This is a genomic window from Streptosporangium sp. LJ11 (genome assembly GCF_051918945.1).
In the GTDB taxonomy this organism is placed as follows: domain Bacteria; phylum Actinomycetota; class Actinomycetes; order Streptosporangiales; family Streptosporangiaceae; genus Streptosporangium.
In genome coordinates, this window is record NZ_JBPXMB010000020.1 from 20,263 (window position 1) to 39,473 (window position 19,211).

Below are 19,211 nucleotides of genomic sequence, written 5' to 3' on the forward strand. Positions count from 1 at the left end.
ATGCGGGTCCGGGTGCACTTCAGGATCGACAGCAGGACGGGCGAGGTCGAAAAGTTCATCGTCGAGGACATCAGCGTCGAGCCGGAGGCCGAGCACGAATCGGTCCACGACCGGATCGCGGTCGAGGTGGGCAGGATCGTCGAACGGCGTCCCGCGCCGGAGCAGGTGATGCCGGACACGGTCGGCGGTGACGCGACCCCGCTCACGTATCAGTCCGCTGAGGAATTTCCGCCCACGCCCGCACGTGAGGAAGCGAAGGAATGACCGCGGGACGTGTCCACCTGCTCGGGCAGGCCGCGCTCTGCTTCGAGCAGGTCGGACGGTTCGCCGACGCCGCCCGGTGCCGCGAGGGCGCGGGTGAGCCGGTGGCGGCGGCGGAGCTCTACCGCAGGGCGGATGACGTCGCCGAGGCGGCACGCTGCTACCAGCGGGCCGGCCTCACCGGCGAAGCGGCACGCTGTCTCCTCGAACTCGGCCGTCCCGAGGACGCCGCTGAGTTGCTCGAACAGGCCGGTCAGCTGCTGGAGGCCGGATGGACCCTGGTCGCGGACGCGCGGCGATCCGCGCAGGCCAGGCGCCTCCTCACCCAGGTTCGCCCGACTCAGCCCGGCGCCCGGCTGCGGCACCGGATCGCCGAGGCGCTCTGCGCCGCGTTGGAAGGGCGGCCCCAGTCGCTCATCGACGCGCTCCTCGAGGTGGAGGAGAAGCTGGCCGAGGTGAACCCCGCCAGCGAACGGGCCCGGGTGGAACGCTGGGCCGTCCAGGCCGCGGACCAGGTCGGTCGGCCCGACCTGGCGGCCCAGGTCTTCGCGGCGGCGTACCGATGCGGACAGCGCGGCGTGGTGGCTCGCTGGCGCGCCTGGGGCGGGCAGGCTCTCGGCGGGATGGCCGGGATCCCAGAACGGGACCTGTGATGGCGAGGTGGCGCAAGAACAGCCGGGAACCCCGCCCGGGTGGTTTCCACATCACCCGGCTCGACCAGGAGTCGGCGCCGGCCGCCCCGCAACCCGAGGGAGCGCTCGCGCCGCAGGACGTGTTCGCGTCCAGGTTCACGGTGCCCGCCGACGCGCTGACCTTCCTGGCCGCGATACGGGACGATGATCGCCGACGCTACCCGCCCACCCGCCGGGGCCCGGATGGTGCTGTCTGGGTGATCGTCAGCCAATCACGTCCATCCGAAGCCGAACTTTCCTGGGCTCTGGGCGGTACGGTCCACCTGCCGGCGGGCCCGAACCTGGTGTCGCCGCGCGGACGGGTGCAGGCGTGGGCCGACGTCGACGCCTGGCCGCGGGTGTCGTGGCTCGAACTGGCGGCGGGGTTCGCGCCGGGCGACGGCGGCGGGGAACAGCGCGAGCTACTGGTCGTCACGACCGGCCCCATCGCCCGATGGCTGATCGACCGGTTCCACGCCGGGGACCTCGATGTCCGGGTCGCGCTCGCCCACCTGAACGGTCCGGAGCATTGGCCGGCCGTGCTGGTCCGGGTGACCGGCCGCGGCCGCACCGTGCCGAAGTCGGTGGCGTACGCGCTGGCCGGCCTGCCGCAGACGGTCGTCTGCCGGACCGGGACCGATCGGCTGCTCGTCGATCACCGGCTGAGCCTCCCGCTCCCCGACGAGGAACTGGCCCGGTGGGTGCCGGTCGGCGAACAGTGGCTGCTCACCGCGGAGCTGGGCCTGTGGCAGATCGTCGAGCGCGGCAACGAACAGACGCCGCCGTTGCGGGCGGCCGACGCCTTGCGCCCCCCGCCCGCCCCGCCCGCCGGACGTTTCCCGCCCGATCTGGGAGTGGAAGTCCGGCTCGTACCTGATGAGCAGGCACGCACCATCGACGCCCTGCTGCTCAGTGACGACGAGCTGCCGCCGGTACGCCGTTTCCTGACCGGCCACCCCACCGGGGAGCGCGCCTTCCTGGTGCTGGGAGCGGGCTGGCACCTGCTCGCCGAACCGGGCCGCGACCTGCCGGACGTGCCGTTCGGGATTCCGTTGCACAGGGTCGGGCCCGGAGCGCTCTACCTGGAATCCGGTTACCGCTTGCAGCCGGGGCTCCCCGCCGCGGCGCGCGCGGCACTGTTCGCGCTGAACTCCGAGAGCCTGGTGGTCGTCCGCGCGGGCGAGACCCACCGCCTGTCGACCGGACACACTGTCCCGATCTGGTCGTTGTGGCTGGGCAGGACCGTGGCGGCGGACGCTCAGGCGGGATCCCTCTCACCCACGGCTCAGGCGATCCTGGAACGCGTGGACGCCGCCGACGCTCGCGTCACCGAGGTCGCCGTCGAGGCCGACCCGGCCGATGCCGTCCGGACCGGTCTGAGATCGGAGGGCTTCCTGCTCGAACAACAGGGCAAACTGTCCGAGGCCGCCCGGAAGTACTGGGAGGCCGGTGAGCCCCTGCTGGCGGCCAGGCTCTACGAGCTCGCAGCGGGGACCGACCAGTGAGCGCCCCCCAGGCGGTGGCCACCATCCCCGCCCATGAATGCCGCTGTGTACGCCTGTCGCCTGACGGAACGGCCATCGTCATCGTCGGACCCGCGCTGGCGGAACTACGGGAGACCGCGGACGGGAGGGTGGTGTGGTCCCGGCCATGGGACACTCCCGCCCCCTTCGTCGCGGAGGCCGTATGGGGAACCGGCGGCGACACGGTGACCCTGCTCGCGGGCGGCGCCCTGAGCATGCTCGACGCCGCGACCGGTGATGCGCTGCGGGTCCCGCCCGATATGGCCGAACGGCGGGACGTCACGGCGCTGGCGCTGGCGCATGACGGGGTGACTCTCGCGGTCGGCACCCAGGACGGCGCGGTGCTGCTGTGGGAGCAGGCCACCGGGCAGGTCACCCGCCTACGTGGCGGCGGGGACCCGGTGAGCGCGCTCGCCTGGCGGCCTGGAGTCGAGGAGCTGTGCGTCACCCGGCCGCGCTCCACCCAGTTCTGGACCCTGGACCCGCAGACGATGATCTCGTCGATCAACATGGGGGACATCTATCCGCTCCGGCTCGCCTGGTCACCGGACGGTGCCCTGATCGCGGTGGCCGGACTTCGGGATGTACGGGCGATCGGCGTCTCCGGACGCGTCGAGACGGCGCCGCCGTTCGTGGTCGGCGACCGGCCGTTGGGGTTGGGTTTCAGCCGGACCGGGTCGACGCTGTTCGTCGGCATGCCCGACGGGTCGGTCCGGTTGCTCGACCGTCAGCTGCGTGAACGCCAGACCTCGCCGACCGTGCTCTCGGCGGCGGTGGCCGAGTTCTCACACCTGCACGTCAACGAGACCGGGCTGCTGGCCGTACGCGCCGACCCGGCGACCGTGGCGCTCTACCAGCTGGCCGACACACGACTCCCTTCGACCGAGCGGCGGACGACGGTCGCGTTGCGCCGGTGGGCGGCCGGCGTGGCGCGTTCGATCGGCCGGGCGGCCCACGACGTGACACCACCGCCGGTGCCGAGGCAGCTCGCGAAACAAGCCTCCTTCGCATGGGCCGCCGAAGGCTGGATCCTCGGTGATCGGGACAGGAGCCGGGTCACGCGGCACGCGGCGGACGGCGAGCGCCGGTGGAAGGTCAAGGTCCGGCCGGGACCGCTGGCCGCCTACGACCACTTCGTCGCGGTCACCGGTGACGACGGCGAACTCACCGTGCTCGACGCGGACGACGGCAGCCAGGCCGCCAAGGTGGCGGGAATGGGGCCGGCGGCGTGGGCGCCTCAGGCGCTCGCCGTGACCGCTCCCGCCAAGCGGGGCCGGGTCGCGACCGAGTTGCTCGTCTACGACCGGACCTGGGACAAGCCGCGCCTGGTCCCGGTGAGGGACGGGGTTTCGACCCCTGCATGGGCGCCGGACGGTTCGCTGCTGGCCGCGCCCTCCGCCGAGGCGGTCGTGATCTGGGAGGGCGAGACGCTGGTCCGCGCTCGACGGCTGGCACACGGCTCGGCTCGCCCCACTGCCGCCTCATGGTCTCCGGATGGGGCTTGGATCGCGGTTGACTATGTGAACGCCCCGGTCACACTCTGGTCCACCCGTACCTGGACCGCCGACCAGGCGCTCGGACGATCCACTCCTCCAAACGGTGTGCTGGCCCTGGCGTGGTCACCGGATTCACGCTTGCTCGCGATCGCGTCGCCGCACGTGATCGGGGCCGTCGACCTGTGGGACGTCCGGCGGGGCAGACCGGTCCTGACCGTCCCACCGGCGGCGGAGCGACGTCCGGTAACGGCGGTGGACTGGGCGGCGGACGGCCGGTTCGCCGTAGTCCACGACGACGGGCGGGTGATCCAGTGGCAATTGACGCTTCCGCTCCTGGTCGACGACTTCGCGGCGACGCTCCCGTATCCCGAGCCCATGCTGGCCGCGCTCGCCGCAGGCATGGCCGCCGGGGGCACGATGGTCTCTCTCGCACTGCTCGCCGACCTGGTGTCACTGCTGCTGGGCCGGGACGCCGGTCCGCTGGCCCCGCTCGACGGCCATCCCGGCTTGGCGATCCTGCGCGGGCTGCGCTGGCCGCCGGAGGCGGTGATCGGGTTGGCGGTGCTGGTCGCGTCCGGTCTTTCCGGCAAGGACGCCCAACCGCCACCTGCGGACGCGGTGCAGGACGACCTGCGGGCGGCCGTCGAGCTGGCGCTGGGCGGGCTGCCGGTGGCCACCCGGCCGTACGAACCGCCCATCCCGGAGCTGCTCGCCGAACTGGACCGGATCGACGATTCAGTCGAGATCCTCGCCATCCTGTTGGGGCCGGACGCGGTCGCCATGGAGCCCGACCTTCTGGCACGGCTGCGCGCCCACAGCTTCGGCGGCTGGTCCCTGACCCCAAGGCAGCGGCGGCTGCTGGGGCTGAGGTCGGCGTTGCGCTCCGACGGAACGTCGCAGGGGCAGGGGCTGGGAGACACGCGGGCCGGGATCGCCAGGAACGGGGAACTGCCCTCGCTGCTGCCTACCCAACTCGCGCTGCCGCGACTGGTGCTGACCGCCAAGATGTCGCGGGACGAGTTGCTGTACCGGACACGGCAGGGTGAGCTTCCTACCGACGCACAGCCCGTTGTGCTGATCCTCGACGACACGCCGGCGGCGCACGGTGCGATCGGAGTCACCCTGCGGCTGACCGCGAACCTGCTCGCCTCGATCGCCATCAGGCAGCACCGCAGGTGCGCGCTGGTGCTGCTGAGCTCAGGCCGGGCCCGGTTTTTGGACGGCATGGCCGACCTCGTCCACGTGTGGACGGCCGGCAGCGTCGAGCGGCCCTCACTGCCCCGGGCGCTGGCCGCAGCCGACGAGGCGGCCGGGCAGCTCAGCGACCCGCTGACCGGGCTGCCGCGCCTGGTGCTGCTGACCCATCCGTTCCTGGCCTGCTCACCCCGCTCAGGTCTGCACGTCGTCCGGGTACGTTACCCGGGAGTGGCGGCAGAAGACCAGACGCCGCGCACCCACCTTCTGGGGGCCGACGCCGACCCGGAGGAACTGCACGCGGTGATCGGTGCGATCGTCACCGACCGCTCCTAGCGGCCGAGAGCTCAGCCGCAGAGCATCTGCTCGATCTCCTCGGGGTCGAGCCCGGCGAGGATCTTCTCCAGGACCTCGGGGCGGAACGCGTCGCCCAGGATCTCGACCCCGTCGGCGGTGACGGAGATCCGCAGCCGGACCAACCGGCCTTCAGGGTGGTCGGGGTACTCCTCGGGCTGAATGAGATCGGGCAGATCTTCGACGAATCGGTACTCGCTCATGGTTCACCATCGTCCTTCGAGAGCAGTTCCGCAGTCGGGGCAGTGCCCCTCTTCCAACCGGTTCTCGGTCAGGGACCATATCTCGCGGCTCACCACCACGCTCTGGCAGCCAGGGCAGCGGGTGGCCCGGCCTTCGGCCCCGAGCGCCCGCTCGACGTATACATGCCGGAGCCCGGCCGCTTGGCCGGCCGCGACCGCGTCGGCCAATTCTCCCGGGCTTGTCGGACGCTCATCCGCCATCTGGTACGCGGGACTGAACCGCATCGGATGCCACGGAATGCCGGCATCGATTCCCGCGATGACCTCGGCGATCGGCTTCGGTGCCGAGACGCCGGGGATCAAAGGCGTGGAGACCTCGACCCACACGCCCAGATCGCGGAAGGCGCGAATCGTATCGATCACGGGCCGGACCGAGCCGCCGGTGAGCCGGTGATGGGATTCCTCGTCGACCCCCTTGAGGTCGATGTTCACGGCCGCGAGCGCGGGCGCCGCCAGTTCGACCGCCTCCGGCGTGAGGAAGCCGTTGCTCTTCCAGACCACCTCGACGCCCTGCTCCCGCCCGTGGCGCGCCAGCTCGAGGGTGAGCTCCAGAGCGAGGGACGGCTCGGTGTAGGAGAGCGCCACGCAGCCGCCCAGACCGGCTGCCCGTGTCACGATCTCCCGCGGGTCGACCTCTCGCGCTTCCCAGACAGCCCTGTCGTCGCGGCCGTACTGGGAGATCCGGAAGTTGACACAGTAGCCGCACCGGAACGAACAGCCCGGCGCGGCCAGAGTCACGCTGGGAATGCCGGGCCGGTAGTGAAAGAACGGCTTCCGTTCCACCGCATCGACGTGGACGACCGTGGTGGCGAACGTCGCGGTCTCCAGCCCGTCCGGGCCGCCGCGCCGTACCTTGCAGGCTCCTACTTGCCCCTGCTTGACAACGCAGTGGTGTGGGCAGAGCCGGCACCGGATTCCACGCGCGGTGGGCTCACCGAGCACCGCCGGGATCCAGCGTGCGGGACGACCGGAGTCGGCTCCGATGTCGGTGGCGGGGTCGACGGTCATGCGCGAGGCCCTCCGGGCGCCCGCTGAACGCCCGCGCCGTTCGCGAACTCGACCGGGGACAGCTCCATGGCCCGGCCGGCGAGCTCCTGTTCCGGCGTCATCTCGGTGCCGCTCACTCCGGCCGCCGCGGCCCGGTCGGCGAACGAGTCGGCGAAGTCGGTGGGTGCTCCGTCGGCCGGCTCCGTCGCGCGACACCCGTCGATCACCACTGGCGGGTGCCGGTCGGGCCGGTGCGGAGGCGACGACGGAGGGACGTGGGTCCACCGGTCGGCGTCGCTTGGCGTGACCAGCCGGACGGACCGTCTCGTCAACCGTGTCCGTGCTCTCACCGGCACCCTCCTCCGCCGTTTCCAACGTAAGCCCTCATCGCGAAGCCCGCTGGCATATCCAGAGAATTCCACCTTCGGGAAACTCACTCATTGTGGATGGCGTGAGTTCCGTCGACTTCGTGTTCTGCGCGCTCTGTCGTGGATTCTCCGGATATTCGGTTCTCGGCGTCGTCCTTGATCAGCGCGTGACAAGAAATCCGGCAGTCATCGGCCCTGGTGGTGGACCTTTTCATCCTGTCGTGCGGGATGCCCGGATGCGGGCGGCACCTAGGTGGCCTTCAAGGAGTGAAGCCCTTCCGGTGGTTCCTTTACGCGGTGCTCCAGACTGTTCCAGCGTGAACCATCTGATCGATTTTCCTGTTCGGATGCACGTCATGCGGTTCGTGTTCTTGTTGTTCGCCGTGTTGCGGAGGATATCGGTGGGGACACGAGTCAGGACCTGAACCGCGCCGGGATTGCTGGAGACTTTGATGTACCCCGGCTTTCGTGGAGTCGGTGGTCTGCCCCGGGTCCGGTGGAGTCGCGTTTCTGGATTGTCATGCCACGATGGTCGTGTTTTCGAACTCTGTCGGGGTCAGCATGGCGAGGCTGCTGTGACGCCGTCTGCGGTTGTGTCGGATCTCCAGGTACTCGAAGATGGCGTTGGCGAGCTGATTCGGTGCGCTTTGGGAGAACTGGCGGTCGACCAGGTCGGTGGCGATCTGGTCGGGTGTGGACCGGCGCCACCTGGGCCGGCCGGTGACCCCGGCCGGTCCGGCCCGGCGCATCAGGAGTTTCACTGCGCCGTGGCTGACCGGCACGCCGTGGCCCAGCCGCGGCTCGGCGTGTACACGGCGGGCACCATGGGTGCTGCGGGAGCCGGTATGCACCTGAGTGATCAGGTCGGTCAGCCAGGCGTGCCGGATCGCGCGCGGGGAGGGGGGCCGGTTGCGCCAGGCGTAGTAGCCCGAGACCGACACCCGAAGGACGCGGCAGGCGACCTCGACCGCGATGGCTTCGAACCGCCTTTTGGGGGCACCACCTCTCGCACCGGCTCGATCGCGCGGCGGGTGGCCTGCAGTTCGGTCTCCAGCTCGGCGATGCGTTGCCTGGCCGCGAGCAGTTCGGCCTTCTCGCTGCTGGTCAGGCCGGGCTCCAGGCCGCGGTCGATGTGGTCTTGTCGACGCCAGGAATGGATCGTCTGGCTGCTGATGTCCAGGTCACGGGCCACGTCGGTGACCGTGCGGCCCGCCTCAACGAGATCTGGCACCTTGCGCCGGAACTCCGATGGGTAGCCACGCCGTCCCATGCCACTCTCCTCTCAACGAGTGGCACAGGAATCCAAGAACCCGCCTCCACAAGACCAGGGGCACACCAGGGATCAAACCCTCATCAAGGGAACAACGGGGGCCGCGCACGCGTACCTTCGTGCTGACCGTTCGACACAAGCACGCGCGAAGGAGCCCGTCAGGTGACCAGCACTCTGACCTTGCAAGCACTGCGGCGACTGAGGACCGCCCCTGGCGGGCAGCTCGACTGCCGGATCAGCTTCTCCGACGGACCGGGAACTTCGCGGCCGGTCGCTTATGTGGAACGCGAGGTGCTGCCCAACGGCATATCCGCCTACCTCGCGGCCCGGAAGAGCGGAGCCCGCTCCTTCGTCCTGTGGGCGGACGAGCATCGCCAGGCGCGGGTCGCCACCCTGGTCACCGTCTCCGCGGGCAGCGGGCGGGCACAGTTCAAGGTACTCGGCCCGCACGGCGAACCGCTCGGTATGTTCACGCGCGACAAGGCGTTCAGCCAGGGACTGCGCACACGCTGGACGGTGAGCCGCGCCGGCAGCCCCGACGCGGTGGGGTACAAGGGCCGGCTGTTCTGGTGGTGCGTGTGGTGGCTCTGCTCGCCCCTGCTGCCGCTCATCCTCGTGGCCGCCCTGTTCGGCGGCGGCGGCGACTTCCCGCGCGGTCCACGCCGCATCAAGTGGCGCTCCGGCGGACAGGTCCCGCTTGAGTTCAAGTCGTCCGGGGACACGGTACATCTGTACGCGCCGGAGCTGGACTGGCGGCTCGGAGCCGCCCTCGTGGCCCTGATCCCCTCCTTCGACGGCTGGATCGGCGACCCCTGGGACAGCAGGAAGGACTGACGGGCAGGCGGCGCGCCCGTGATGCGGCGGCGGGAGGCGCGGACGGTGGGTTCGGAGCGCGGAGGCCGCGTGAACAGGATCCCGGCGAAGGGCCGGCCCGGGAATCGTGCGCTGGCGGGCCGATCGCGCTCACGGTGGTCGGTGTCGTCCTCGGACTGGGGCTGTTCGCGGCCGCCGACGCCGACCCGGCGTACGGTTCGTCCGCGCTCGGCTATCTCGGCCTCGTCGTGTGGGGCGGCCTCGCGGTCCTGTCGCCGGTCCTGCTCGGGTCGTTCATTGCCGGGCTGGTCATGCTGATCCGCGCGCGCAGCTGAGATCGCGGCGGGACGCGGCCTGTCGGCACGAGGGTCGGGTGACACCAGGGGTGCGGGGGATGGCCGCGCAGATGGCCGCCCGAGGTCACGCGCTCGCCGGTGATGCCCGACCCGCCCGCACGCTGCTGGACGAGGCCGAGGCCCTGATCCGCCAGGCCGCCGAGCACGCCGACGACGAGCCGGTGTGGATGTACTTCTACGACGAGACGTGGTTCCGTCTCCAGCGCGGCATGACCGAGCTCCACCTCGCCGACTGGCCAAAGGCGATCGACTTGCTGACGGAAGGGCTGTCCGGTCTGCCGGAGAGCTACAAGCGGGATCGTGCTTGGTACGGCTCGTGTCTGGCCAAGGCCCATGCCGAGGCCGGAGACGCGGCGGCCCGAGATCGGGGTGCTGACCGGCTGGCTGACCCGGCTCGGCCGCGAGGCGCCCGCCGACCACGCCCACCTGACGGGCTACGGCATGCCTGCCTGGCGGAGATGAACCGGCTCCGGTCGGCTCGGCGCGCCGCCTTCGACCGGTTGTTCCCGACGCTGATGATCCGCCACCACGAGGGCGCGATCACGATGGCGGGCGAACGGCTCAAGGGCGGCCGCGGCCGGCTGATGCGCACCCTGGCCACCGACATCGTCACGGGGCGGCAGATCGAGGTCGGCCGCACGAAGGGCCTGCCGGCAAGGTGATCCGTCCCGCTAGCCGAGGGCGTAGCGGCGCATCGACTCCAGGCCGGAGACGCCGTAGACCTCCTCGACCGCGTTCGCGAGCAGGTGGCAGGTGCGGAAGCGGTCGAGCGGGGTCAGGCCGAGCCTCGTCAGGTGCAGGTAGGTGTAGTTGAGCACCACCCGGTAGCGCAGGAAGTCGGGGCGGGCGAACATGTCGCGGCGGTAGCCGGGGGTGCCGAACATCAGGGTGTGCAGTTCGCCCCTCGTCTCGGCCGGGGTGTCGTCCATGGTCGGCAGCAGGTGCACCACGCGGTCGGCCCTCGCGCGGTAGGTCTCCACGAGCGCCGCCCACTCCCGGACGAACGGGCTGTCCCCGTCTGCGTCGATGGTGTCCACGACCTGCCTGACCCGTTGGGTGAGCAGGGCGCGGCGGGAGCCGTACACCTCGTCGAAGGAGCGCCGGGCGGCCTCGGGGTCCTTGGACCACATGAGGTAGCCCTCGGCGTGCACCCGGAACGACAGGTAGCTGCGCTCGATCGGGTGGGAGGTGTGCGCGACCGTCAGGAGCAGGGCCATGGCCAGGTCCGACTTGGTGTCGCGGCCGTCGCGGCAGTGGTCGAGCATCGTGAACAGGAGCGGGGTGCTGTCGCTGTAGAACGCGGTCAGCAGGTCGACGGCCTCGTCGCCGCCCAGGACGTGGCGGCGGTCGTCGAACGGGAACTCGACGATCGAGTTGTCGGCGGGCCACGGGGTGAGCGGGCCGTGCTCCTGCTCGCGCGCGGCCATGAGGCGGTGCCGCGCCAGGCTCTCGGCCTGGTCCACCACGTACGTCGACGGGTGGTCGCGCAACCATTCGCCGACGACCGTGCCGACGCGGGGGCGCACCACCTCCTCCCACATCCGCCGGTCGGTCTTCACGTTGATGCGCAGGTGGGGGCCCTGCCGCCAGTGGCGCACCACGTACGCCGCCTCGACGTGGTCGCGGATGTCGGCCAGCAGGGGCCGGACGGCGTCGAGGAGCAGGGGGTCCTTGTCCGGCTCGTGGTAGAAGACGTGGACGCTGTGCCACATGGCGGTCACCTCCGCAGCGCGGCCAGCGCGCGGGCCGCGAGAGTCGAGATGTGCGATTCCGGGCCGGGGCGCAGGCCGATCCGGTTGTGGAACAGGTGGGCGCAGCGCAGCAGCACGCGGGCCCGTTGTGCGTCGTCGCCGATGACGGCCAGGTGGGCGTGGGCTGAGCCCGCGTCGCCGGTCGTCGCCGGGATGCTCGCGGCCAGGTCGTTGATCGAGGCGGCCCAGGTGCCGAGCAGACCGGGGCCGTCCTTCAGGTGCCAGAGGCGTTCGGTCTGGGTGACCAGCGCGGCCGGGAGGCCGCCGGGGTCGTGCGGGGGCAGGCGGCGGGCCGCTTCGGCGAGGTCGGGCTGGCAGGCGGCCATCGTCAGCGTGAGCACGGCGAGGCCGACGGCGGTCCTGCGTTCCATCGCGGGCGCGCCGTGGAGGACGTCGAGCGCGAGGGAACTGGAGACGCCGAAATGTCGTTCGACGGCGGGCATGTTTCCGTAGACGCGCTCTTCCGGCTCATACGGGATGAATACCACGCTGTCGGCCGGGTGGAGGGCGGGGTCGTAACTCTCGCGGCGTTCCCCTTCCGCGAGCACGGCCGCCAGCCGCCGGTAGGCCGGGGCGTCGACGGCGGGCGACGGGTGGTCGGCGAACCACCGGGCGGCTCGGGCCCTGATCTCGTCGCGGGGCACCCCTTTCAGGCGCAGCCGCACGTGGGGGCCCGACTCCCAGTAGCGCAGGTAGAAGCAGGCCGTCGCCGACCGGGCCAGCGGGGTGACGACGGCGCGGATCAGGTCGTCGAGGTCGCCGGTGTGGAACAGGTGGGCGCTCTGCCAGGGGGTCACGGGGCGCTCACCTGGATGACGTACTCGGTGACGCGCGGGCCGCCGGGGTAGACGGGGGCGTCCTCGGGGGTGGGCAGGGTCTCCTCGACGACCATCAGGGCGTCGGGGTTCCCGGCCGCGTGGCGCAGGCCGGCGAGCAGGAAGGGGTCGGTGACGTCGACGTACATGGGCTTGCGGTGTTTGCCGAGCAGGCCCGCGAGCAGGCCGTCGCGCAGGTCCAGGACCCGGGCGAAGAAACGCCGCGGCATGCCGTGGTCGCGCAACCACGACGCCAGCGCGGGCGGGCCGCCCGAGGGGAAGTCGGCGGCGCGCAGCCGCCAGCACTCGCGGGCCAGCGTGACCACGCCCAGGTCGAGGCGGGGCAGGTGGTCGATCCGGCCGCGCGGCGGCACCGGGCCGGGGCGCAACACCCAGCCGGGCACCATCGCGACCGACGGTTCGCCGAAGACCCTGACCAGGAACTGCAACCACGGCGGCAACCAGTGCTGGGCGGTCATGCCCAGGTGCATCGGGCGCACCTTCCCGCCGTCGGCCCACAACGCCAGCCGGGAACCGTCGAGCCGCACCGTCAACGCCGAGGGGTGCAGGCCTCCACCCGTGGTGTACGGGTAGTCGATCGTCACATCGGCCGTGGTGGTGCGGAGGTTCAGGCCGCTGCCGAGGGCGCCCGTGACCTCGGCGATCCTGGTGTCGCGTTGCGGGGCCCGCAGCGCCGACGCGTCCGGGGCGTGGCCGATCCGGCGCAGCTGGTGGTGGAGACGGGACAGCCCCTTCCCGTAACCGGCGGTGACGGTGTTGACGACCAGGCGGCCCTCCGGGAGCGCCTGGGCGTAGACGCAGATCGAACCCGGGGCGCGGAACCGGTCGTCGTCGGGGGGCTCGCCGGTCCGCAGGAAACGTTCGCGCAGGTCCGCGTGGCCGGGAGCGGCCGCGAAGGGATCGCGGACCAGGTCGCGCAGCGGTCCCGGGGCACTGTGGACGGCGCGGTAGAAGCTCATGACGGGGACGGCGGCGCCGGGGCCGTACCGGCGCAGGAAGAAGTCGGCGGCGGCCAGTTTCACCGGGAGGTCGCCGTCGAACAGGGCCAGCCCCTTCCGCAGCCGGTTCAGGTCGTCGAGCGCCGGGCGCCACGCCTCCCGGCCGCACCGGCCCGCGTCGCCGGGGATGACGGCGTTGTGCCAGAACAGGTTCCGCTCCGGGATCTCCCTCGGGGCGAGCAGGTCGCGGATCGCCTTCACGTCCTCCTCGACGCCCAGCTTGGTCAGCGGGTCGTCGTCGTGTTCGCCGTACGGCGGCACGAGCTCCACCAGCCCGATGTCGGCCAGCGCCCTGGCCGGTTCCGCGAGCGCAGCCTTCACCGGCTCGGTCGCGGGCACGCTGAGCAGCGGTTCCGTCGCGGTCGGGCCGAGGAACCAGATGCGGCCGTCCTCCTCGAACGCGGTCGGGTTCACCCGCGTCTCCGCGGCCTCCGCGTGCCGCGACAACGTCACCCAGAGCGGGCGCAACACGGCACGGTCGAGGTCGACGACCTCCCGCCACGTCAGGTCGGCGGGCGGGGCGGCCATGGGGCCGTCGTCGGTCCAGGTGCCGAAACCGCTCCACGCGAACGTCGCATAGGGGCTGGTCTTCATGGTGGCGCGGGCCAGGTAGCGGGCCAGTTTGACCGCCTCCTGGCGCGACGGGGACGTGCGCGCGGCCAGGATCGGGCTGCCGAGCTCGAGCCCCCGGCGGAAGGTCGCGTCCTCGGCCAGCACGCGCAGGAGCTCGGCCTTCTCCCGCCGTTCGGCCTCGTGGACGGCGGGCAGGTCGGCTGCCAGCGTGTCGTGGAGGTCCTTGAGGGCGGTCCAGGCGAGGACCCGTACCCGCAGCTCCTCGGGGAGGGCGGCGAGCACCTGCGGCGCGGTCGCCCGCCGGTCCGGGCGGCGGCCTCGGAAGAGGTCGCGGCGCAGCGCCACCAGGATCGGCTTGAACACGCCCGTGCCGATCACCTCGTGCAGGGGGCCGGACATCGCCCGGCCCTCGTCCGCCAGCGTGCGGGCGACCTCGAGCAGCTCGTCGACGAGCCTCCACGTGCGCTCGCACCGCAACTGCCGCAACCCGTCGGCGGGCAGCCCGGCCACCCGGATGGCGAAGATCGGCGCCACGACGTAATCTCGGTCGGCGGGCTGAGCTGTTCGCGACAAGGACACTCCTTCATCCCGTGACCGAGGGCGCCCGTGCCGTGGGCGCCCTCGGCGTTTGGCGGGGACCTGCTACGCCTCCGGCGCCCAGCAGCTGTTCGCCTGCATATACGACGAGCAGTAGCCCATCGCCGACGAGGCGCCCGTCTCGATGGCGCCGTGGCCCTCCATCACGATCGAGTCGGCCGACAGGACGTCGATCGCCTCGACCTCCAGACCGGACAGGTCAAGGGGAAGCTTGTCCATGACGTTTCTCCTTCTCTTTCACTGATCGGTGTGTTGCGGACGTGCCTTCGGACCTCCTTCCTGCGGATCGGGGAACCGGAGGACCAGGTCTGGCCCCCGGGACCTGGGGACGCCGACGAGCAGGGACGACAGGCTCCGCGCCGGACCCGTCAGGCCCAGGACGCGGTCCGTCGCCTCGCCGGCGCCGTCGGAGTGGATGCGGGAGGTGAGGCCCAGCGCGGCGGCGGCCAGCGTCGCCCGCTGCAGCGACGCGCCGGTCTCCACGAGCTGGTCACGGTGGTCGCGCGCGGTGCCCGCCAGGGGGTCGCCCACGGGGACGATCACTGCGGCGGCCGTCTTCAGGGCCTCCCGGGTGTTCGCCACGAGAGGGGCCGCGCCCAGCTCCTCCAGCGGTGCGGCGCGGACCCGTCGGAGGTCGCCGTCGTAGTGGTAGGCGGCCCTCGGGAGGCCGTCGACGCGCAGGGCCAGCAGGTAGAGGTCCAGGCCGGGGCAGACGGCCAGGCCGGCTATCGCGACGATCTCCGTCAGCGGGACGGACGCCGGGCGGAAACCGTCGAGGGGGGAGTGACGCGCGCGCAGACCGTCGCGGAGATCCACCACTTCGGCCGGAATCCGGATGCCCCGTGCCGGCGGGTTCGGACACCTCGCCCGCGAGGTGGCGTCCGCGGCCCGGTGCAGGTCGCGGGCAGCGCCTGGAGGAAACGGCCGGGGGAGAGGCCGGGCCTCCCGCGGCAGGTCGCCGGAGTTCCGCGGGGCGCCGGCGGGCTCCGGCGGAAGGAACCGTTCGTACGGCTCCACGTGCAGGACGGCCAGAGGGGACTCGCGGGATCCGTCCAGACCGAGGAGGGCGTCGTCGGCGTCGTCGGCGTCGCCGGGGGTGACGGTCAGGCCCAGGAGGGCGGCGACCACCTCCGCCTGGGTGCGCAGGACGCCGATCTCCTGGCAGATCAGGCGGTAGGCGTAGTCGCCGTACTTGAACATGGAACGCCAGAAGACCGCCGTCAGGCAGATCCGCGCCGGGCCATGGTCACCCGTGCGCAGCACCTCCAGGACCTCGTGGACCGGGTCGTAGTGGAACAGCCCGTCCGGGCAGGCGACATAGGCCTCGATCGGGTACAGGCCTCCCCCGGAAGGCGCCGGACGGCCCGGGATCGCCATCGGGCCCGCGTCCGTGTGCCGCCAGATCACGCGGGTGATGCCGAGCATGCCCCGGAGCAGCGCGCCCAGCGGGTGCCGCGGTTCGACCCATTCGGCCGACGGATAGCGTTTGTGCCGGAGCGGCGCCAGGTCCCACCGGATGTCGAGCGGCCCGCGATCCGCCATCGCCGCCACGTAACGTGCTGCCGCGTCCGTCATCCGCGCCTCACGGGAACGGGTGCGGATGGGGGCTGAGATCGCCCACCGCGAGGTCGCGGTCGAGGTAGCCGATCGCGCGGCCCCGCGTCAGCAGCCGGGGGAGCCCGTGCACCCGCCGGTGGTGATGGCCGAACGTCATCGGCACCGCCCCCGGCACGATCACCTTCGCGCAGGCGAATCCGCCCGTCGCCGCCTCGGGCGAGGTGGTGTCGACGGCGATCACGTCCATGCCGCTGGCCAGGAACCTGGCCACCAGGTCGCGCAGGTCGTCGGCCAGGTCGTCGTGGGCCGGCCACTCCGGCAGCTCGCCGACCGTCAGCTCGGCGCCGTTTGATAGGAATTCCAGCCGCTCGTACGCCTTCGGGTGCCCGTACACCATCGGGTGGTGTTCCAGCAGGCGTACCTCGTCGGAGTCGGCCACCAGCCGGGCCGCCTCGCTCTCGTCATAACGGGCGACGTGATTGGCGAGCATCGGGCCCAGCTCGTCCAGGGCCCGGCGCAGGGCCCGTTCGGGGTCGAGGTGGGCGGCGCCGCCGCACATCGCCTTCGGCCGGTCCGACCGCCCCGACCGGTCGACGGCGGTGATCCAGAAGACCGGCAATCCCTGTTCGAGGGTGACCACGTGGGCGTGGACTTCGTAGCCGAGCCGGTCGCCGATCCGCTGGGCGGTCATCGGGACGCGCCGGTCGTGCGCCGAACGCAGATCGACCCGGGGGAGCGGGAGGCGGGCGTACCAGGTGGTCAGGAAGGCGTCCCGTTCGGCGACCTCCAGCAGGCCGTAGAGGATCGCCTCCGCGAGCGACCCGCCGAGGGCGCAGCCGTTGGAACACTCGTAGGCGAAACCCCGGTCGGGCCGGGGGCCGAAGTAGACGAACGTCTCCGGCACCAGCACCGGCCCGCCCCGCTGGAACGAGTGGCCCCAGACCCAGGCGGTCTCCCGCGCCGGGTCGAACCGGGTGAACCAGAAACCGGGCCGGTCGTACCAGTCGTCGGGATACAACCCCAGGAGGCGCGGGTCGAGCGCCTGGTCGGCGATGTCGTCGAACGCGGCCCTGACGGTGGTCCGGCGCCCGCGCGGCGAGAACCCGGCCAGCCGTTCGAGTGCCTCGGCGACGGCGGTCGCCTTCGCGGCGGGCACGTCCTCGCACCGCCCGAACCCGTGGTGGCTCTCGTGGGCGGCCCGCGCGGGGTTCAGCCGCGCCACGGCGACCGCGCCGTCCCGCGCGTCGGCGGCCACCGAGCGCACGACGCCCGTCTCCGGGTCGACGTAGCGGCGTTCCAGGGCGGCGAGGTCAAGGGTGGCGACCCGGAAACCCGACACCTTCGGCTGCGGCGTGAAGACGAACGGGCGCGGCCCGTCGGGGGGCCGGTCGCCGCAGACCTCGCAGAACGGGTCGGGCAGGAACAGGTGGCGTTCCAGCGCGCCGGTCCGGACCGGCATCCGGAGCATCGCGCCGCTCGTCAGCGCGGCCGACGGGTCGGCCAGCAGGTTCTCGACCTCTTCGGCCACCAGTTCGCCGACCGTCCCGGCCACGAGGGAGGTGAGGAGGGCGGGGCGGTCGCGCAGACGTACCTGGAAGTGCTCCCGGTTCCCGGCGCGCCGCCGCTCCACACAGGTGGGACAGCCCGGCCTTCCGGGGAAGGCGGTGGGACCGATCACGACATGTCCTGCTTCGGTGTGCACGGGCAACCACGGCAATCCGTAACGCCGCCGCCCGATGTCGTCGGCGTCGCTGGCGACCACGACGACCCCGCCCGACCGCACCCGCGCCCTGATCGCCTCGAAGAGCCGTCCCGACCCCACCACGTCGGCGATCACGACGTCACCCGCGCCACGAACGCCGGCCCGTCGGCGGGCAACGAGACGGCGGTCCCGCCGATCGGATGTCCCTCGCTCGCCCACCGCACGGGCGGTTCGAGGCCGGTCTGCGCCCGCAGCAACACCCGCTCCAGCCCGTCGCGCAACCCGAGCGACACGATCGGCGGGCGGTCCGGCACCTCGAACCGCAACACCGCCGACCCCGGGATCTCCCGGACGACCGGCACCTCACCGGACGCCACGACCTGCCGCCAGAGCGGCCCGTCCTGCGGCACGGGTACCTCGCCCCCCGCCCCCACCAGCGCCGCCCCGGCTTCGAGCCGCTGCCGGTGGGCCGCGGAGACGGCGTCCTCCCAGGTCAGCCCCGCACCGACGAAACCGTCGCCGGAGTCCGCCGCGAACACCGCCAGCAGACACCGCAACCGCGCCGTGTCGTGATCCGCGCCCCACCCGACGACCTCGCCGTCACCGACCAGCGCCCGCACGACGGAGAGCGGCCCCTGCGGATAGGCACCCTCGTCGAGAACCGCGATCACCCCCATCCGGGGGTCCACCAGATCACGACAGAGCGCGAAAAACCGGTCCCGAGCGCCCGCATCGCTCGAGGCATCGTGCCCGTCGAACCCCGCCGCACCCGGATGCTCCGGGCTCCCCTCGCCGGCGTTGCGGCCCCCGAGGCCCGCCGACATCCGCGACGCGTGGGTGGCTCCGGACACCTCCGCCGGGTCCCGGCGCAGCCCCGCGAAACGGTGGATCGTGGCGTCCAAGCTGCGCAGATCAACGCGTGTGAACGCGCGCCGCGCCTCCGTGAGCCCCGTCACCGCCGAGAAGACCCCCAGGGCCACCTGGGACGCCAGCACGCGGGGGACCGCGCCGCGCAACCAGTCGCCCCGCGTCCCCTCGCGGAGGGACAACCGCCCCCACCCGGTGGCCGCGTCGGTCTCCCCGGGCGGTCCCGCGGAGGTCAGCCAGGCCTCGTCGTCGCAGATCAGCACCTGCGCGAGCACCACGTCGGCGGGGCAGGCGAGCGCCCCGGCCAGCAGTTCCTCCCGGGAGGTGCTGACCTGCACCAGAACGTCCCCACCCGAGGCCACCACCTCGCGCCAGCCCACCGACCGGAGACACTCGACCAGCGCCGGGACCAGCACCCCGGTCCCCGTCACGCGCAGCGCCGAGTTCCGCACCCGGGCGAACCGCCCCGGGTGCCCGGCGAACGCGATCTCGGCCGCGTAGGTATTCAGCTCCTCGGCGGACAACCCGTGAGCCGGAGCCCCGGTGTCGTCGACGACGAAACGCAGGTCGGCCAGCCGTCCGACCAGGCCGGTGACCAGGTCGCGCTGGGCCTCGGGCAGGCCCGAGGTCAGCTCGCCCAGGGTCAGGGCCCCGTCGAGGCGTGGAGCCAGCCGCTCCAGCAGGGCCAGCGCGTGGGGTCCGCGCAGTGTCGCCGCCCCGTGATCCCCGTGAACGTGAACCCCTCCGGGGCACTCGACCCACCGCACGTCGGCGCGTAATCGGGGCCGAATCATC

19 protein-coding genes are annotated in these 19,211 nt (G+C 72.2%); 7 read left to right on the plus strand and 12 right to left on the minus strand.

Going from position 1 to position 19,211, the window contains the following annotated elements:
- From ACTOQ3_RS27580 to ACTOQ3_RS27595, 4 genes are read left to right on the plus strand one after another with little or no spacing between them, the layout of a single operon-like run.
- Positions 1-264 carry a hypothetical protein gene (locus ACTOQ3_RS27580; RefSeq protein WP_440086307.1) on the plus strand — a complete coding sequence of 88 codons (264 nt, stop codon included), beginning with the start codon at positions 1-3 and terminating at the stop codon, positions 262-264.
- Positions 261-914: a hypothetical protein gene (locus tag ACTOQ3_RS27585; RefSeq protein ID WP_440086308.1), complete on the plus strand. Its 654-nt coding sequence runs from the start codon at positions 261-263 to the stop codon at positions 912-914. Before ACTOQ3_RS27580 ends, ACTOQ3_RS27585 begins: the two co-directional genes overlap by 4 nt.
- Entirely contained in the window at positions 914-2,437 is a 1,524-nt protein-coding gene (locus ACTOQ3_RS27590) for a hypothetical protein (RefSeq protein ID WP_440086309.1), read from the plus strand. The genes ACTOQ3_RS27585 and ACTOQ3_RS27590 overlap by 1 nt, the downstream gene beginning before the upstream one ends.
- Positions 2,434-5,481, plus strand: coding sequence for a WD40 repeat domain-containing protein (locus ACTOQ3_RS27595; RefSeq protein ID WP_440086310.1), 3,048 nt, complete (start codon positions 2,434-2,436; stop codon positions 5,479-5,481). Before ACTOQ3_RS27590 ends, ACTOQ3_RS27595 begins: the two co-directional genes overlap by 4 nt.
- 11 nt (positions 5,482-5,492) lie before the next feature.
- Here ACTOQ3_RS27595 and ACTOQ3_RS27600 read toward each other — a convergent pair whose 3' ends face one another.
- The 5 genes from ACTOQ3_RS27600 to ACTOQ3_RS27620 all read right to left on the minus strand — a co-directional run bounded on the left by ACTOQ3_RS27600 (position 5,493) and on the right by ACTOQ3_RS27620 (position 8,366).
- On the minus strand, positions 5,493-5,702 hold the full coding sequence (locus tag ACTOQ3_RS27600) for a radical SAM-modified peptide, FtsH ternary system-associated (protein WP_440086311.1): 210 nt from the start codon (positions 5,700-5,702) through the stop codon (positions 5,493-5,495).
- 3 nt (positions 5,703-5,705) lie between these two features.
- Positions 5,706-6,749 (minus strand): radical SAM protein, encoded by a 1,044-nt coding sequence (locus ACTOQ3_RS27605; RefSeq protein WP_440086312.1) that lies wholly within the window; start codon positions 6,747-6,749, stop codon positions 5,706-5,708.
- Positions 6,746-6,955 carry a hypothetical protein gene (locus ACTOQ3_RS27610; protein ID WP_440086313.1) on the minus strand — a complete coding sequence of 70 codons (210 nt, stop codon included), beginning with the start codon at positions 6,953-6,955 and terminating at the stop codon, positions 6,746-6,748. The genes ACTOQ3_RS27605 and ACTOQ3_RS27610 overlap by 4 nt, the downstream gene beginning before the upstream one ends.
- 659 nt (positions 6,956-7,614) lie before the next feature.
- Positions 7,615-8,037, minus strand: a complete 423-nt coding sequence (locus ACTOQ3_RS27615; RefSeq protein WP_440086314.1) for an IS3 family transposase — start codon at positions 8,035-8,037, stop codon at positions 7,615-7,617.
- The gene (locus ACTOQ3_RS27620) at positions 7,965-8,366 is read right to left on the minus strand and encodes a transposase (protein WP_440086315.1); all 402 of its coding nucleotides are present in this window, start codon (positions 8,364-8,366) and stop codon (positions 7,965-7,967) included. Before ACTOQ3_RS27620 ends, ACTOQ3_RS27615 begins: the two co-directional genes overlap by 73 nt.
- 162 nt (positions 8,367-8,528) lie before the next feature.
- Here ACTOQ3_RS27620 and ACTOQ3_RS27625 point away from each other — a divergent pair, with 162 nt between their 5' ends.
- The 3 genes from ACTOQ3_RS27625 to ACTOQ3_RS27635 all read left to right on the plus strand — a co-directional run bounded on the left by ACTOQ3_RS27625 (position 8,529) and on the right by ACTOQ3_RS27635 (position 10,197).
- On the plus strand, positions 8,529-9,200 hold the full coding sequence (locus ACTOQ3_RS27625) for a hypothetical protein (protein ID WP_440086317.1): 672 nt from the start codon (positions 8,529-8,531) through the stop codon (positions 9,198-9,200).
- A 134-nt stretch (positions 9,201-9,334) separates the two neighbouring features.
- On the plus strand, positions 9,335-9,514 hold the full coding sequence (locus ACTOQ3_RS27630; RefSeq protein ID WP_440086318.1) for a hypothetical protein: 180 nt from the start codon (positions 9,335-9,337) through the stop codon (positions 9,512-9,514).
- 59 nt (positions 9,515-9,573) lie between these two features.
- The gene (locus tag ACTOQ3_RS27635) at positions 9,574-10,197 is read left to right on the plus strand and encodes a DUF305 domain-containing protein (protein ID WP_440086319.1); all 624 of its coding nucleotides are present in this window, start codon (positions 9,574-9,576) and stop codon (positions 10,195-10,197) included.
- Between the two features lie 9 nt (positions 10,198-10,206).
- Here the strand turns inward: ACTOQ3_RS27635 and ACTOQ3_RS27640 are convergent, their stop codons facing one another.
- From ACTOQ3_RS27640 to ACTOQ3_RS27670, 7 genes are all read right to left on the minus strand, one after another.
- Positions 10,207-11,247 carry a thiopeptide maturation pyridine synthase gene (locus tag ACTOQ3_RS27640; protein WP_440086320.1) on the minus strand — a complete coding sequence of 347 codons (1,041 nt, stop codon included), beginning with the start codon at positions 11,245-11,247 and terminating at the stop codon, positions 10,207-10,209.
- Positions 11,248-11,252: 5 nt separating this feature from the next.
- Complete coding sequence (locus ACTOQ3_RS27645; RefSeq protein WP_440086321.1) at positions 11,253-12,083, minus strand: lantibiotic dehydratase C-terminal domain-containing protein; 831 nt, start codon at positions 12,081-12,083, stop codon at positions 11,253-11,255.
- Positions 12,080-14,266, minus strand: a complete 2,187-nt coding sequence (locus ACTOQ3_RS27650; protein ID WP_440086322.1) for a hypothetical protein — start codon at positions 14,264-14,266, stop codon at positions 12,080-12,082. The genes ACTOQ3_RS27645 and ACTOQ3_RS27650 overlap by 4 nt, the downstream gene beginning before the upstream one ends.
- Positions 14,267-14,335: 69 nt before the next feature.
- Positions 14,336-14,509 carry a hypothetical protein gene (locus ACTOQ3_RS27655; protein WP_156046007.1) on the minus strand — a complete coding sequence of 58 codons (174 nt, stop codon included), beginning with the start codon at positions 14,507-14,509 and terminating at the stop codon, positions 14,336-14,338.
- Between the two features lie 18 nt (positions 14,510-14,527).
- Positions 14,528-15,832 carry a hypothetical protein gene (locus ACTOQ3_RS27660; RefSeq protein ID WP_440086323.1) on the minus strand — a complete coding sequence of 435 codons (1,305 nt, stop codon included), beginning with the start codon at positions 15,830-15,832 and terminating at the stop codon, positions 14,528-14,530.
- A gap of 40 nt (positions 15,833-15,872) precedes the next feature.
- The gene (locus tag ACTOQ3_RS27665; protein ID WP_440086324.1) at positions 15,873-17,684 is read right to left on the minus strand and encodes a TOMM precursor leader peptide-binding protein; all 1,812 of its coding nucleotides are present in this window, start codon (positions 17,682-17,684) and stop codon (positions 15,873-15,875) included.
- Positions 17,681-19,210 (minus strand): hypothetical protein, encoded by a 1,530-nt coding sequence (locus tag ACTOQ3_RS27670; RefSeq protein ID WP_440086325.1) that lies wholly within the window; start codon positions 19,208-19,210, stop codon positions 17,681-17,683. The genes ACTOQ3_RS27665 and ACTOQ3_RS27670 overlap by 4 nt, the downstream gene beginning before the upstream one ends.
- Position 19,211 lies beyond the last annotated feature (1 nt).

Bases quoted from the DNA above. Each gene is read 5' to 3' on its own strand.
- ACTOQ3_RS27660 (WP_440086323.1), bottom strand. From the start codon at position 15,832: ATGGCGGATCGCGGGCCGCTCGACATCCGGTGGGACCTGGCGCCGCTC.
- ACTOQ3_RS27655 (WP_156046007.1), bottom strand. From the start codon at position 14,509: ATGGACAAGCTTCCCCTTGACCTGTCCGGTCTGGAGGTCGAGGCGATC.
- ACTOQ3_RS27670 (WP_440086325.1), bottom strand. From the start codon at position 19,210: ATGATTCGGCCCCGATTACGCGCCGACGTGCGGTGGGTCGAGTGCCCC.
- ACTOQ3_RS27640 (WP_440086320.1), bottom strand. From the start codon at position 11,247: ATGTGGCACAGCGTCCACGTCTTCTACCACGAGCCGGACAAGGACCCC.
- ACTOQ3_RS27580 (WP_440086307.1), top strand. From the start codon at position 1: ATGCGGGTCCGGGTGCACTTCAGGATCGACAGCAGGACGGGCGAGGTC.
- ACTOQ3_RS27620 (WP_440086315.1), bottom strand. From the start codon at position 8,366: ATGGGACGGCGTGGCTACCCATCGGAGTTCCGGCGCAAGGTGCCAGAT.
- ACTOQ3_RS27585 (WP_440086308.1), top strand. From the start codon at position 261: ATGACCGCGGGACGTGTCCACCTGCTCGGGCAGGCCGCGCTCTGCTTC.
- ACTOQ3_RS27590 (WP_440086309.1), top strand. From the start codon at position 914: ATGGCGAGGTGGCGCAAGAACAGCCGGGAACCCCGCCCGGGTGGTTTC.
- ACTOQ3_RS27600 (WP_440086311.1), bottom strand. From the start codon at position 5,702: ATGAGCGAGTACCGATTCGTCGAAGATCTGCCCGATCTCATTCAGCCC.
- ACTOQ3_RS27635 (WP_440086319.1), top strand. From the start codon at position 9,574: ATGGCCGCGCAGATGGCCGCCCGAGGTCACGCGCTCGCCGGTGATGCC.
- ACTOQ3_RS27605 (WP_440086312.1), bottom strand. From the start codon at position 6,749: ATGACCGTCGACCCCGCCACCGACATCGGAGCCGACTCCGGTCGTCCC.